Source organism: Luteibacter sahnii, from assembly GCF_034063545.1.
GTDB lineage: Bacteria > Pseudomonadota > Gammaproteobacteria > Xanthomonadales > Rhodanobacteraceae > Luteibacter > Luteibacter sahnii.
Genome location: NZ_JAQLOK010000009.1, coordinates 15,126 through 29,777, shown reverse-complemented (window position 1 = coordinate 29,777; position 14,652 = coordinate 15,126). Strand labels below are relative to the sequence as shown.

The 14,652-nt window shown below is 67.9% G+C and carries 13 protein-coding genes and 1 pseudogene; 9 read left to right on the top strand and 5 right to left on the bottom strand.

Features of this window, described 5'->3' with window-relative positions; all coding sequences use genetic code 11:
- Positions 1-65: 65 nt before the first annotated feature.
- The 9 genes from PI246_RS16775 to PI246_RS16735 all read left to right on the top strand — a co-directional run bounded on the left by PI246_RS16775 (position 66) and on the right by PI246_RS16735 (position 7,342).
- Complete coding sequence (locus PI246_RS16775) at positions 66-596, top strand: energy transducer TonB (protein ID WP_320552471.1); 531 nt, start codon at positions 66-68, stop codon at positions 594-596.
- Positions 597-656: 60 nt separating this feature from the next.
- Positions 657-953 (top strand): hypothetical protein, encoded by a 297-nt coding sequence (locus tag PI246_RS16770; RefSeq protein WP_320552470.1) that lies wholly within the window; start codon positions 657-659, stop codon positions 951-953.
- An 88-nt stretch (positions 954-1,041) separates the two neighbouring features.
- The gene (locus PI246_RS16765) at positions 1,042-1,572 is read left to right on the top strand and encodes a gamma carbonic anhydrase family protein (protein ID WP_320552469.1); all 531 of its coding nucleotides are present in this window, start codon (positions 1,042-1,044) and stop codon (positions 1,570-1,572) included.
- A gap of 93 nt (positions 1,573-1,665) precedes the next feature.
- Positions 1,666-3,714, top strand: a complete 2,049-nt coding sequence (locus tag PI246_RS16760) for a M3 family metallopeptidase (protein WP_320552468.1) — start codon at positions 1,666-1,668, stop codon at positions 3,712-3,714.
- A 59-nt stretch (positions 3,715-3,773) separates the two neighbouring features.
- On the top strand, positions 3,774-4,541 hold the full coding sequence (xth, locus tag PI246_RS16755; RefSeq protein WP_320552467.1) for an exodeoxyribonuclease III: 768 nt from the start codon (positions 3,774-3,776) through the stop codon (positions 4,539-4,541).
- The gene (locus tag PI246_RS16750; RefSeq protein WP_320552466.1) at positions 4,538-5,212 is read left to right on the top strand and encodes a YecA/YgfB family protein; all 675 of its coding nucleotides are present in this window, start codon (positions 4,538-4,540) and stop codon (positions 5,210-5,212) included. The genes xth and PI246_RS16750 overlap by 4 nt, the downstream gene beginning before the upstream one ends.
- A gap of 110 nt (positions 5,213-5,322) precedes the next feature.
- On the top strand, positions 5,323-6,159 hold the full coding sequence (locus tag PI246_RS16745; protein WP_320552465.1) for a pirin family protein: 837 nt from the start codon (positions 5,323-5,325) through the stop codon (positions 6,157-6,159).
- A gap of 53 nt (positions 6,160-6,212) precedes the next feature.
- On the top strand, positions 6,213-6,896 hold the full coding sequence (locus PI246_RS16740; protein ID WP_320552464.1) for an HAD family hydrolase: 684 nt from the start codon (positions 6,213-6,215) through the stop codon (positions 6,894-6,896).
- Positions 6,897-6,991: 95 nt separating this feature from the next.
- Positions 6,992-7,342, top strand: coding sequence for a hypothetical protein (locus tag PI246_RS16735; protein WP_320552463.1), 351 nt, complete (start codon positions 6,992-6,994; stop codon positions 7,340-7,342).
- A 363-nt stretch (positions 7,343-7,705) separates the two neighbouring features.
- Here the strand turns inward: PI246_RS16735 and PI246_RS16730 are convergent.
- The 5 genes and pseudogenes from PI246_RS16730 to PI246_RS16710 form a co-directional block, all read right to left on the bottom strand.
- A pseudogene (locus tag PI246_RS16730) lies at positions 7,706-10,087 on the bottom strand (discoidin domain-containing protein); the annotation flags it as partial.
- 3 nt (positions 10,088-10,090) lie between these two features.
- The gene (locus tag PI246_RS16725; RefSeq protein ID WP_320552461.1) at positions 10,091-10,912 is read right to left on the bottom strand and encodes a carbohydrate ABC transporter permease; all 822 of its coding nucleotides are present in this window, start codon (positions 10,910-10,912) and stop codon (positions 10,091-10,093) included.
- Positions 10,909-11,787: a carbohydrate ABC transporter permease gene (locus PI246_RS16720; RefSeq protein ID WP_320552460.1), complete on the bottom strand. Its 879-nt coding sequence runs from the start codon at positions 11,785-11,787 to the stop codon at positions 10,909-10,911. Before PI246_RS16720 ends, PI246_RS16725 begins: the two co-directional genes overlap by 4 nt.
- Positions 11,784-13,073 carry a sugar ABC transporter substrate-binding protein gene (locus PI246_RS16715; RefSeq protein ID WP_407069830.1) on the bottom strand — a complete coding sequence of 430 codons (1,290 nt, stop codon included), beginning with the start codon at positions 13,071-13,073 and terminating at the stop codon, positions 11,784-11,786. The genes PI246_RS16720 and PI246_RS16715 overlap by 4 nt, the downstream gene beginning before the upstream one ends.
- Complete coding sequence (locus PI246_RS16710; protein ID WP_320552459.1) at positions 13,070-14,554, bottom strand: glucoamylase family protein; 1,485 nt, start codon at positions 14,552-14,554, stop codon at positions 13,070-13,072. Before PI246_RS16710 ends, PI246_RS16715 begins: the two co-directional genes overlap by 4 nt.
- Positions 14,555-14,652: the final 98 nt, after the last annotated feature.

The following is a 14,652-nucleotide window of genomic DNA, read 5'->3' as shown; positions in this document are numbered from 1 at the left end:
GCGTCCGCCGGGGCCGTCCGACAGGGGGATGGCCTGGTCGCGGATACCCCACGAGAGTCCGTCCCATGTTCCCCAACGCTTCCGTCGCGATGCCCCGTCGCACGGTCTTCGCTGGCGTCGCCGGCATCCTCGTCGTGGCATCGCTGGCCGCCACGCTCCTCACCCACACACCGCACGCATCGATCGCCACGCCGGCGACCGGCACGCCGACCGACGCGGGCAACGCGTCCGCCCACTCGGGCGAGGTGGATATACTGCTCGGTCTCGCGCGCGACGCCACCCGTGACGGTCGGCTCGTGGCGCCCCAGGGCAACAACGCCTATGAGTACTACCTGAGCGTGCTTCAGCTGGACCGTGCCAACGCGACGGCGCAGGATGCCCTGCGCGAGACGCTGCCGTTCGCCTCACAGGAGATCGAGCAGCAGATCAATCGCCGCGAGCTAGACGAGGCGCGCCGCGAAATCGCCTTGCTGCGCGACTTCGATCCCACCAATTACACGCTGATCATTCTCGGCGCCAAGCTCGATGCCCAGCAGCAGGTGGTGACGGCCGAAGACGAGGCCAGGGCCGAGGCCATGCGCCGCCGTGGGGGCTGATGGGACCACCGGCGCGGAAAAAGGGATAATGAGGCTCCCCCAAGGCAAGGAGCCTCCCCCATGTATCGATTCGGCGCCCTTTTCTTCGTCGCCGCCCTCGGCGGCGCCGCGCTCGTGGCCTGCCAGACCGCCCCGACCACCGTGCCGCGGCCGGTGGCGGGCTTCGTCACCGACCTGAAGGCATTCGACGCCTTCATCGCCACGCGACCCACCCCGGCGCAGTTCCACGCCGCCTATCCGGACGTCGTGCTCGTGCTCCCCGGCACGATGGCCACCCGCGAGATGCGCATGAACCACAGCCGCTATTTCGCGGACGTGGACGCCGACGGCCGCATCACGGGCGGCAAGTGGATGTAGCGCGCGACGCATGAACCGTGAAGAGGAAACGGTCCGACGTGAGGGTATCCTTGCGGTTCACTGTTCACCCTTCACGGTTCACGCCCCCATGCCTATTCGTCCGTTCAGGGGCATCTCGCCCCGCCTTGGTGCCCGCGTGTATGTCGATCCGGCCGGTACCGTCATCGGGGACGTCGAACTGGCCGACGACGTGTCGATCTGGCCGGGCGCCGTGGCGCGTGGCGATGTGCACCACATCCGCATCGGGGCGCGGAGCAACCTCCAGGACGGGGCCATCGTGCACGTCACGCACGACGGCCCGTATTCGCCCGGCGGCTTCCCGACGATCGTCGGGGAGGACGTCACCATCGGGCATGGCGCGGTGATCCACGCCTGCACCATCGAGGATGCCTGCCTGATCGGCATGCACGCCACCGTGCTTGATGGGGCGGTGGTGAAGAAACACGCGTTCGTCGCCGCCGGCGCCCTCGTGCCCCCGGGCAAGACCGTGGGCGAGCGTGAACTGTGGGTGGGCAACCCCGCCCGCATGGTACGGGTGCTCAGCGACCGGCAGGTCGAGCAGCTCTACTACTCCGCCGCCAACTACGTGCGCCTGAAAGACGACTATCTCCAGCCGTAGCCGCGCAACCCGCGCGCGAACGCGCCCGTCGTCCACGGCCCCGCTTGATTTGCCCGCCGGGCAACGCCACGCTGGGTACGCAAAGGAGATCCCATGGACACCAGCACCAACCCCCTGCTCGACCCCAGCGGCGACTTGCCGGCCTTCTCGGCCATTCGCCCCGAGCACGTCGAGCCGGCCGTGGACCGGCTCATCGCCGCGCAGCGCGCCGGCATCGACGCGATCACGGCTGAAGGCGCCGAGCGCGACTTCGCGCACGTGATCCTCGCCCAGGAGCGCCTCGACCAGACCCTCTCGCGGGCGTGGGCGCCGGTCAGCCACCTGCATTCGGTGGCCGATTCGGAGGCGCTGCGCAAGGCGCATGGGGCGGCGGAGGAAAAACTCACCGACCACGGCATCGAGATCGGCCAGAACCGGGCGCTCTACGCGGCCACCCAGGCGGTGGCCGATCGCGGCGATTTCGCCACGCTGCCGGTGGCGGCGCGCGCCGCGGTGGAACACGCGTTGCAGGATTTCCGCCTTTCGGGCGTGGCCCTTGAAGAACCCGCGCGCTCGCGTTTCCGCGAGATCGGCGTGGAGCTGTCCCGGCTCACCACCGAGTTCTCCAACGCGGTGCTCGACGCCACCGAGGCCTGGCACAAGCACATCACCGACGAGCGCGACCTTGCCGGCATCCCCGCGTCCGGCCGCGCGGTGCTGCGCGAATACGCGCGCGAAGCGCGGCTGGACGGCTATCTCGTCACGCTCAAGCAGCCCAGCGTGCAGGCCGTGCTGACCTATGCCGAAAACCGCGACCTGCGCTTCGACGTCTACTACGCCTACCAGACCCGCGCCTCCGACCAGGGGCCCAACAAGGGCAAGTTCGACAATTCCGGGCGCATCGAGCGGATCATGGCCCTGCGCCACGAAGCTGCGCAGCTGCTCGGTTTCGCCAACGCCGCCGAGGAGTCGCTGGCGACCAAGATGGCGACCTCGCCTGAGGTCGTTCTCGCGTTTCTGCGCGATCTGGCCGCCCGCGCGCGGCCGCGGGCGAAAGACGACCTAGCCGAACTGCGCCGGTTCGCCGCCGACGAGTTGGGCCTGGACACGCTGGAGCCCTGGGACGTCGGCTTCGCCGCCGAGCGCCTGCGCCAGCAGCGCTATGCGCTCGACGAGGAGCAGCTCAAGCCCTACTTTCCGGCCCAGCAGGTGGTCGATGGCCTGTTCGCGGTGGTCGAACGGCTCTACGGCGTGACCTTCCGGCCTCGCGGCGACGTGGATACCTGGCACAAGGACGTCCGCTATTACGACCTGGCCGATGCCGACGGCAGCGTCTTCGCGGGCGCCTACGTCGACCTCTACGCCCGTTCGGGCAAGCGCGGCGGTGCCTGGATGGACGTGTGCGAGCACCGGTTCCGCGATGGCGACCATGTGCAGTTGCCGGTGGCCTTCCTCACCTGCAACTTCCCGCCGCCCACCGATGGCGCGCCGGCCCTGCTCACCCACGACGACGTGCTGACCCTGTTCCACGAATTCGGCCATGGCCTGCACCACATGCTGACCGAGGTGGATATCCCCTCGGTGGGGGGCATCGAGGGTGTGGAGTGGGACGCGGTCGAGCTGCCCAGCCAGTTCATGGAGAACTTCGCCTGGGATCGCGACGTGCTCAGGCTGTTCGCGACGCACTACCAGACCGGCGAGACGCTGCCGGACGAACTCTACGAGAAGATGCTGAAGGCGCGGCATTTCCATGCGGGCCTGTTCCTCGTGCGCCAGCTGGAGTTCGCCCTGTTCGACTTCCGGCTGCACCTGGAATACGACCCTGCCGCGGGCGCCCGCCCGATGGACGTGCTCGAATCGGTGCGCCACGAGGTGTCGGTGCTGCATCCGCCGGCCTGGCAGCGCTTCCCCCATGCGTTCAGCCACATCTTCGCGGGCGGCTACGCGGCGGGGTATTACAGCTACCTGTGGGCCGAGGTGCTCTCCGCCGATGCGTTCGAGCCGTTCGAAGAAGCCGGCGTGCTCGATCGTGCCACCGGCGAGCGTTTCCGTCGCGAGGTGTTGGCGATGGGCGCCACGCGCCCCGCGCTGGCGTCGTTCATCGCCTTCCGGGGGCGCGAGCCCGAGCCGGCGGCCCTGCTGCGCAGCTACGGCCTGGCCTGATCGCGCCAGGCGCATGCCCCGGGTCGGGAATTGCCCGGGGCATCCTTTACAATGGGGCGATGAAGATCGCTTCGTGGAACGTCAACTCGCTCAAGGTGCGCCTGCCCCATCTCCAGCAGTGGCTGGCCGAGGCGCAGCCGGACATCGTCGCCCTGCAGGAAACCAAGCTCACCGACGACAAGTTCCCCGTGGACGAGATCGCGGCGATGGGCTACCGGGCTGTCTACTCGGGCCAGAAAACCTACAACGGCGTGGCTATCCTGGCGAAGGACGAACCGCGCGACGTCGTCACCGACATCCCGGGCCTGGACGATCCGCAACGACGCATCCTCGCCGCCACGGTGGGCGACATCCGCGTCATCGACCTCTACGTGGTCAATGGCAAGGCGTTGGGCGACGAGAAATACGACTACAAGCTCCACTGGCTCTCGATGGTGCGCGACTTCGTGGCGGCGGAAATCGCCAGGCACCCCCGCCTGGTGGTGCTGGGCGATTTCAATATCTGCCGCGACGACCGCGACGTGTACGACGCCGTCGCCTGGGGCGAGGACATCTTCTGCTCGCCGCCCGAGCGCGAGGCGCTCCAGGCGCTGCTCGACGCCGGGCTGCACGACAGCTTCCGCCTGTTCAACGACGAGGCGGGCCATTTCAGCTGGTGGGACTACCGCCAGGCCGCGTTCCGCCGCAACATGGGGCTGCGGATCGACCTCATCTTGATCAGCGATGCGCTCAAATCGGCGGCGACGTCGTCGATCATCGACAAGGCGCCCCGCCGGTGGGAACAACCGTCCGACCACGCGCCCGTCGCGCTGGAGCTCACGCTTTGAACACTCCCAAATCCGAATGGCCGAGCTCCCTCGACGACGAGGAGCTGCGCGAACTGGACACCTACCTGCGCAAGCACGGCAACGAGGGCGACCTCATGCTCGACGGCGTGCACGGCCTGCTGTCGGCCATCGCCGTGGGTCCGCTCCAGATCAAGCCCGAAGAGTGGTTGCACGAGGTGCTGCACGATGCCTTCGAGGACGAAGGCGAAGGCAACCGTGTGCTGGCGCTGCTGGCCAAGCTCAACGATTCGGTCAGCGCCGAACTCGACGTCGAGGCCTATGAGCCGATCCTGGGCGAGATCGATACCGACGAAGGCCCCCTGCTGTCGGCGGGCGGCTGGTGCGAAGGCTTCAGCCGCGGCATCGACATGCGCGCGGCCCTTTGGGAATCCCGTCTGGCGGAAGATCCCGACCTCATGCAACTGCTGGGGCCGGTCATGGCGCTCGCGGTCGACGAGGGCGTGCTGCAGGCAGACGCCGAGTTCGAAAAGCTCAGCGACGAAGAATACGACGAATGTCTCGGCCAGCTGCCCGAGGTGCTCAGCGCCGTGGCCGAATACTGGGAGGCCAAGCCCCCCACCGAGGACGAACTCAAGGCCATGGTCCGTCCGCGCGACGGTGGCGGCGACGACCATCCGCCACGCCAGCGCTCGGGTCACTGGGTCCACTGACGATCCGCCATCGGCCGCCCGGGCGAAACGGATCGTTCGCCATGCGCGCCTTGGCACCGGCGTCCGCCGGGCGCATCGTGGGGGCAGACATGCATCCTCCGGAGCCTCCCATGACCCAACGCCATCTCCTGCGCCGCGTCCGTGGCATCGACACCGCCGACGGGGCGGGTGTGAAGCTCAAACGTGTGATCGGCCAGCCGGCCCTGGACATGCTTGACCCCTTCCTCATGCTCGACGAGTTCCGCAGCGACCAGGCAAGCGACTACATCGAGGGTTTTCCCGAGCACCCCCATCGCGGCTTCGAGACCGTGACCTACATGCTCGCCGGTCGCATGCGGCACCAGGACAACCACGGCAACCAGGGCGACCTCGGCCCCGGCAGCGTGCAGTGGATGACGGCCGGTCGCGGCCTGCTGCACTCGGAGATGCCGCAGCAGGAAGAAGGCCTGATGTGGGGCTTCCAGCTATGGGTCAACCTGCCGGCCGATAACAAGATGGCCGAGCCCCGCTACCAGGACATCCCCGCCAGCGAGATTCCCGAGGTCGCGCCCGCCCCCGGCGTGACGGCGAGGGTCATCGCCGGTGAGCTGGCCGGCGTCACCGGCCCCGTGGCCGGCATCGCCACCGCCCCGCTCTACCTCGACCTCTCGCTGGCGCCGCACGCCACCTTCGACCTGCCCTTGCCGGTCGGGCATGCGGGCTTCGCCTACGTGTTCGACGGCGCACCCGTGCATGTCGCGGGACAGGCGCTGGGCCGCGGCGACCTGGGCGAGTTTTCGCGCGCAGGCGATACGGTGTCGTTGCGCGCAGGTGACGCGGCCACCCGCCTGATCGTGGTCGCAGGCCGGCCCCTGGGCGAGCCGGTGGCCCGGTACGGTCCGTTCGTGATGAACACCCCGGCGCAGATCCACGAAGCCATCGCCGACTTCCGTGCCGGGAAGTTCTGACCGTCCAGTGCGTTTCTTGAGGCTGTCACACGCACCGTCATAGGCTTGGGCCCATGTCCCGACAAAAACACGCGTTTCTCTTCGACCTCGACGGCACCCTCGTCGACAGCGTCTACCAGCATGTGCTCGCCTGGAAGGAAGCCCTCGACGCGGAAGGCATCGATCTGTCCGTGTGGCGTATCCACCGCAAGATCGGGATGAGCGGCGGCCTGTTCACCGACATCCTGCTGCGGGAGACCGGCACGGCGATTACCCCGGACCGGATCGAACGGCTGCGCCACAACCACGCCCAGGCCTACGGTCGCCTGGCCCAGGAAGGCGGCGTCAGGCCCCTGCCCGGCGCCGTGGCCTTGCTGGCGTGGCTCACCGACGCTGACATCCCGTGGGCCATCGCCACCAGCGGACGCATGGAAACCGCAGCGCACAACCTGGCCGCGCTGGGCGTCGATCCAGCGCGGGTGCCGGTGGTGACCCGCGACCAGGTGCGCCACGCCAAACCCGATCCCGACCTCTTCGTGACGGCGGCCGAGCGCTTGGGTACCGACATCCGCGACGCGATGGTCATCGGCGATGCCATCTGGGACATGCTAGCCGCCCAACGCGCCCGGGCGCTGGGCATCGGGTTGCTCTCGGGCGGCTACGGCGCCAACGAACTGGAACGGGCCGGCGCCTACCGCGTCTTCGACGACCCGGCGGACCTGCTTCGCCACATCGACGAAGTCGCCGCCCGAAGCTGAACGAAGCCCTTGTTCCGGCCGCCCTTGTTTAGCTGCCGGACGGTTTCCGGTGCTTAGCATGGTGTGCATACGCAGTCGCGAGGATGTCACTGCCCATGCGTTTTCTCTTCACCGTCGTTCCGTTGACCGCCGCGCTCATCATCGCGGCCTGTTCCCCGGCCGAACCGACCGCCACGGCGCCGTCGGCGGCCAGCACTGCCGCGTCGCCTGCCCCGGGCAAGTCCGCGCCGGCCAACCCTGCGCTCGGCTCGGCCGACTGGTATGCGTGGGTGGACAAGACCCTGGCGATCAGCGATGACGGCCACGGGCCCAAGCCGGAAACCCCTGAATGGGATGCCGCGGTCAATCGCAAACTCGGCCAGGAGGCGCCGCAGGCCGAGGCCGGCTCGCCCGAATGGCAGCAATCGGTGGATGCGCTGCTGCGTACCCGCGTCGCCACGCATTGATCTCCGTACCGCAGGGCGCGCCGTCGTCCGCGGGACGGGCTCCTACAGCGCGTGTTCCAGCACCGTCTGGCCCCTGGCCAGCGTCACCTCGCCCGACGGCAACGAGAGCACGAGGCCGCCGGGTGCGTCGACGGGCTGGGTGACCGTCAACCGCACGACCCCGTCGTGGGCCTTGAGCGTGTAACCCAGCCGCCCGTACGGCGTACGCAGGTCGCGCATCGCGATGCCCTCGCCATCGAGCCACGTCGACGGCACGCCGGCCGCGAGCACCATGGCGTGGTCCGCGGCCCGCTCGTAGGCAAACAGGTCCAGGGCCGAGCGCACGTAGTCCGAGGCGATCCACGCATGGGGCATGTCGCCGACGAAACGCGGTTTGCGGGGGTCCTTGCCTACCACTTCGGCCCACTGGTTCCACGCGGCCGGGCGCCGGTCGGCGAAGAAGAACCCGAGCAGGGCCGACACCCGGTCGCGCCATCCCAGGCGCACGAAGGTGGCGACGGTGCGCAATTCGTACGGGGTGTAGTCGTCCCACGCACGCCGTCCATCGCGCCGCGCCACGAAATCCTCCCAGTATCGTTCGAACGTGCGGTCCACCAGCGCCTTGGGTAGGCGCGACTGCTCGCCCCCGGGCGACAACGCGATGGTCGTGGAGGTCGCGTCGAAGTCGCCCAGTTCGGCGGCACCGGGGATGAAGTCGATGCCCTTGGCCTTCACCGCCGCGAGGATGGACGCGTGCAGGTCCGTACGGAAGGCGTCACGGGATGCGGCGAACGCTCTGGCATCGTCGGCGTGACCGAGTGCGTTCGCGAGGTCGGTCGCGTCGTCGTAGCCCTTCAACGCCCAGAAGTCGTCCCAATACGAATGCATCGGTTTGGCCGAGTAGCCCTCGTGGCTGATCGACGCCGGCATCAGGCCGTAGAGCGGCGCCGGCTGGCGCTCCGACGCACGCAGCGTATCCATGTACGCGATGGCCTTGCGCACGTGGGGATACAGCGCGTCGACGGTCGGGCGATCATGCGTGTAACGCCACAGTTCGGCGACGGCGAAGACCAGCTCGCCATGGCTGTCGTTCTCCGGCACCGGGTCGGCGCCGCGCGCGTCCACGCAGCATGGCACCTTGCCGTTCGAGAACTGGTGGGGCGCGTACCAGCGGATGAAGTCGCGCGCCACGTCCTCGTGGCCGGTGCGCAGCAGGCCTTCGAGCATCATCGCGCCATCGCGCACCCACGTGCGCGAATAGGATCGCGTGCCCGGCTGCAACGCAGGGCCATCGCGCGACATGAGGATCTGCGCCATACCGCTCTTCATCGTGTCGACGATGGCCTGTGCCTGCGCGGGCACGTGTACGGATACCCGGTCGAGCTGGTCGCGCCACTGTGCCGCCACGGCGTCGGCGTGCCGGTCGAGCCAGGCGGCCACGTCCGTCGGCGGGGTCAGCGTGGCATCGGCGCGCGACGGGATGACCAGGCCGAGGTCGACGTGGCCGTGCGCCGGCACATGCAGGGTGTAAAGCAAGGCGCCCTGGGCGAACCCGGAGGGATCGTGCAGCGTGGCCGGGGTGGCCGCCGTGTCGCGTGCATCGAGGCGTTCGGTGAGCGTGACCGGGCCGTTGGCGACGGCCACGAAGCCCGAGGGCGCCTGCAGGCTCACCACCTTGCGCGTGCCGTCGACGGTGAGCGTATGGCCGCTCCAGGCGAGATCGTGGATGGTGGCGATGCCGCCGGGGGCATTGAGGAACTGGGTCGGCGGGTTGACCTGGAACGGTCGCGCGGCCAGTGCGAGCGTGACGTCACGCGCCGCGTCGCCGTCGTTGCCGACACGGTACGACAGCACCAGCGACGCATCGCCCGGATGCCCTTCCGCGAACGCCGAGGTGGTGAGCGTCAGGCCATCGGCCTTCCAGGAGACCGAAGGCATCGGCAGGTAGCCGTCGCGCAGCGCCTGGGTGGTGGTGACATCGGCCCAGGTCAGCAGCCGGCCGCCGTCGATGAGGAACGGTTCGATCGAGAACGCACCGCGCGCTACTTCGACGGCGCCATCCTCGGAGATCAACGCCGACTCGCGCGCACCGCCGTCGACACCGACGAGCGTCCAGTACGACTGCTCCCCGGAAAAACCTCGTGGATACAGCCCGCGCCGCGCCTGGCTCGCGCGTGACTCGAACACCGCGTTTGCCGTCGGCGGCGGCGCGGGCACGGCTTCGGGGGCGCGCGGGGCCAGGCGCAGGTCATCGAAGCAGACCTCGCCCTTGTCCGTGCTACCGGTGGGCTGGGCTTCCTTGTAGATCATGAACTCGACGTCGCGGGTGTGCCGCAACGTGCGGTCGGCGACCGGCCCCCAGGCGAACCCGACCTCGCGGCTGGTGATCTGGCGCGGGGTCCATGCCGGCGACGGCACGAAGGCCGCCTGCTGGTACCACCAGACGTTGTCGCCGCTGTCGTCGATGAATTTCAGCTGCAGCGTGTTGGCCGGCATCTGTCCGCGCACGCGGAACGACAACGCGAAGCCCGGCGGAAAATCCACCGGTAGCGTGCGGCGCATCGACGCCGAGCCGGACACGCCGTGGAAATCGAACACCAGGCACACGCCGCCCTCGTCACCCTGGCGAAGACTCGCCGTGACGTCGTCGGTATGGGTGGCCGTCCAGCGCGAGGCATCGTCGAGCCGGTCGAGCGTGCGTGGCGCGTCGGCCGCCGCGGTGGCGACGGATGCCAGCAGGGCGAGCGGGACAAGGCATGCTTTCATCGCTCAGCCCTTCACGCTGCCCAGGAGCAGGCCTTCGAGGTAATAGCGCTGCAAGGCCAGGAACAGCACCAGCACCGGGAGGATGGTGACCACCGAACCGGCCATCATCAGTTCGCTGTCCTGCACGTGTTCGCGCGAAAGCGACGCCAGGGCGATGGGCAGCGTGTAGTGCTCCTGCCCGGTCAGCGCGATCAGCGGCCACATGAAGTCGTTCCACGCGGCGAGGAAAGTGAATATCGCCAACGTCACCATGATCGGTTTCAGCAGCGGCATCACGATGGTGGCGAAGATCCGGAATTCACCGGCGCCGTCGATGCGCGCCGCCTCGAGCAGGTCGTTCGGGATGCCGCTCGCATACTGGCGCACGAGGAAGATGCCGAAGATGGTGGCCAGTGCCGGCACGATCACGGCGCCATAGGTGTTGACCAGGCCCATGTACTTCAGCAGCAGGAACAGCGGCAGCATGGCGACCTGGGCAGGGATCACCAGCGCGCCGAGCAGCAACTGGAACAGCCGCTGGCGCCCGCGGAACGCCAGCTTCGCGAAGGCATAGCCCGCCATCAGGTTGAAGGCCAGCGAAACCAGCGTGATCGAGGTCGAGATCACGAGGCTGTTGACGAGGTAGCGTCCCATGCCGGCGTTCATGAACAACTGGCGGTAGTTGTCCAGCGTCGGATGGGTGGGCAGCACCGGCGGCGGCAGCGAGCTGGCCTGGCCCTGCGGCATGAACGATACCGAGAGCATGTAGAGCAGCGGCGCGATCGCGACGGCGGCCGCGCCGATGAGCAGCCCGTTGATCAGGCCTTTTGCCAGGCGCGGACTCATGCCGGTTCTCCCCGCTTCGACAGGCGAAGCATCGTGGCCGTCACCGCGAACATGATGACGAAGAGGATGAACGCCACGGCCGACGCCGAGCCGAGGTTCCACCACTTGAAGCCTTCTTCGTACATCAGGTAAAGCACCGAGGTCGTGCTCTGCAGCGGGCCGCCTTCGGTCATCACGTAGGGCTCGGCAAACAGCTGGAAATACCCCGATACCGTGAGGATGCTCACCATCAGCATCGTGGGCTTGAGCATCGGCAGCGTGATGTGGCGGAACTGCGCGAACGACGAGGCGCCGTCGATGCGCGCGGCCTCGTAGAGATCGCCGGGGATGGCCTGCAGGCCCGCCATGAAGATGATCATGTTGTAACCGAAGTTCTTCCACACCGCGAAGAGGATGATGGTCGGCATGGCCCAATGCGGATCGCCCAGCCAGTCGACGGTGGGCAGGCCCATCGCGTCGAAGGCGTAGTTGATCAGGCCGTACTTGGTGTTGAACAGGTAGCGCCAGATCACCGCGACCGCGACCACCGTGGTGACGACCGGCGCGAACAGCGCGGTGCGGAAGAACGGCTTGAAGCGCGCCAGCGGTGAGTTCAGCAGCATCGCCGCCCCCAACGACGCCATCAGCGACAAGGGCACGCCCACCACCACGAAATACAGGGTATGCCCCAGCGCCGACCAGAACAGGGGGCGATGCAGCAAGGTCCAGTAGTTGTCCAGCGCCACGAAGCGCAGGTTGCGGATGTCCGCCAACGCGTAGAGGTCGTAGTCGGTAAGCGAGAGCACCAGGGCCGCGACGACCGGCAGCAGGAAGAACAGCCCGAGCACGATCAGGGCGGGCGTGATGAAGAGCCAGGCGGCGCGGGTCGTGTTCATGGCGTGTTCTTGTGGCCGTGGTCGAGCATCCAGCGGCGCTTTTCGAGCAGCCGGTCGGCACGCCGGTCGATCTCCGCGGCGGCCTGGTCGATGGTGAGGTCGCCATGGGCCGCCTGCGCGGCGACGAGCTGCATCTCGGTGACGATGCGCTCCCACTCCGCGACCGGCGGTGTCGGCTTGACGCGTTCGAGCTGGTCGCGGAACGCCGCGGCCTTGTCGTCGTTCTTCAGGGCGGGGGCCTCCCACGACGAGCGGCGCGGCGGCATGTCGCCGAGGATCTCGTAGAAACGCGCCTGCACCGCGGGACGGGAGAGAAACTCGATCAGCGCCCAGGCGTCGTCCTTGTGCCGCGAGCGTCGGAAAATCACCAGGCTGGAGCCGCCGGCATTGGAGGCACCGGGGCCGTCCGGCCCCGGCAGCGGCGTCGTGCCCCAGTCACCCTGCTGCGACGCGGGCAACCGCTGGCGGAATTCGCCGATGTTCCACGGGCCGGAGAGGTAGAACGCGAAGAACCCCTGACCGAACGCCGCCCAGGGGTTGCCGATGCCGACGTTGGTCATCATCGGGGCCTCGCGGTTCTTGAACAGCGACACGTAGAACGCGAGCGCCTTCTTGAAACCCGGGCTGCGAAAATTGCCGTAGCGCCCGCCATCGCGCAGCAGCGGATCGTTCTGCTGCAGGGCCAGGGCGAGCAACTGCTCGAACTCGTTGGTCGGCAGCAGCACACCGTAGGCCTGCCCGGCCGGTTGGGCCAGCTTCGCCATCATCGCCTGCCATTGGGCCCAGTCGCGCGGCGGATGGTCGTAGCCGGCCTTGGCCAGGAGGTCCTTGCGGTAGAACAGCAGGCGCGTGTCGACGTACCAGGGCACGCCATAGAGCGTGCCGTCGATCACGTTGGTCGACCAGATGGCGGGGAAGTAATCGCGTGGATCGATCGTGGTCGAGGCGGCGACGCGCGCATCGAGCGGCTCGAGCGCGTCCAGTGCCACCATCTCGGGAACCCACGTGTTGCCGAGCTGGGTGATGTCGGGCGTGGAATCCCCGGCGTAGGCGGTCAGCAGCTTCTGGTGCGCCGCGGTCAGCGGCAGTTGCTGGATCTCCACGTGCAGGCCGGGATGTTCGCGTTCGAAGTCGGGCAGCAGTTTCGCCACCGCCTCGCCTTCGCGGCCGATCGTCCAGAACTGCAGGGTGCGCATGCCATCGTCATGCCTGGCGCAGCCGGCCAGCGAGGCACCGGCCAGAGCCAGTGCGAGGCCGAGGCGTGGGGCGCGGAAAACGCGCTTCACCACAGGTCGGCGGCCGTGCCGTTGTCGAGCCAGCCGCCGGCGAAGCCGGCGCGCTCCAGGCCCTTGCGCAGGTACGGGTTCTTCTTCATCACGTTCCAGACGAAGTTGCTCCGGTAGTTCTCGATCATCAGCACGATCGGTCCCTGGTCGATGCCCAGGTGCACGTTGTCGGCCCAACCGAAGCCGGGGATCAGCCGGCCGGTACGCAGGTCGGCCCGCGTCTCGAAGCTCGGGTTAAAGGCATCGACGAAGCCGTACTTGGTGTAGATGTACTGGCCGTACTTCTTCTTCATCTCTTCCAGGGCGGGAATGACGATCTCCGGCGCGAAGGCGATGGAACCGCCGGCGGCGGTCGGTACGATGGTGCCGTCGTCGGAGACGTAATCCAGGCCTGCGCCACGCGCGGTGTAGCCATGGAAGGTCAGCTCCTTGTCGCCCTGCTTCACCACGAAGCCGCCGGGGCCGTTGCTGGCGGTGAGCCCCCAGATGTTCTTGCCGTAGCCTTTCCAGCCGCCGGGATTGGCCTCGCCGTACGCCTGCTGCGAATAAGTGGCACGTCGGCTGTTCTCGAAATAGTCCAGGCCGTGCTTGCTGTTCCAGGCGTCGCGGATACCGCGGAAGTCGACCCACGTGTGGCTGTACTGGTGGCCGAACAGCGGTGCGAAGTTCAGGAACGTCTGCCCGTGGAATTCGCCCCAGGTCTTGTCGTAGGTTTTGGTCCAGCCGGCCCAGGCGTCGTCGCCCACCGGGTGCGTGGGCGAGCCCAGCGCGAGCAGGTAGACGAGCATGCCCTCGTTATAGCCTTCCCAGTCGTGCGGGATGGCCTTGCCGCCCGGGGTCCAGCCCATGCTGATGAGCGGCGGGCGCTCCTGCAGCCAGGTCCAGTCGACGCGACGATAGATCGTGTCGGCCAGGTCGCGGATCTCCTTTTCCTTCGCGTCGTCGCGGTCGTAATAACTCTGCGCGAACAGCACGCCGCCGAGCAGCAGCGTGGTATCCACCGACGACACTTCCACCCAGTTGGCGAAACGCGCGCCGGTCTTCATGTCGAGGAAGTGGTAATAGAAACCGTGGTAGCCGGTCTGGCCTTCCTCGGCCGGGCCCTGCGGCGCGTCCTTGAAGAAACGCAGCGTCGCCAGCGTACGGTCGACGGCCTGCTCGCGCGTGATCCAGCCCCGTTCCACGCCGACGCCGTAGGCCGTCAGGCCAAAACCCACCGAGGCGATCGAGGCAAACGACTCGCCCGGGTAATGGTCGGGAATCAGACCGTTCTGCGGATTGGCGCTGTCCCAGAACCACTGGAAGGTGCGCTTTTCCAGATCGGCAACCATCGGCGGCACGGCGTTGACGTCGTGGATCGCACCGTGCACGGGCTTCGGTACGGGCGGCGCCTTAGCGGCATCCTGCGCCTGGGCGATGGGCGTGGCGCACAGAAGAAGGCCGAGGGTGAGGGAAAGGCGCTTCGAGGTCTTGGCTTGCATGACGTGGTCCTGGTGCGTAAACGTTTACGTCGCGAGGTCGGAGAAAGGCCCCGAAGGGCCTTGGTCGATCACGGAACCATACGGCGCGAGCGCATCGG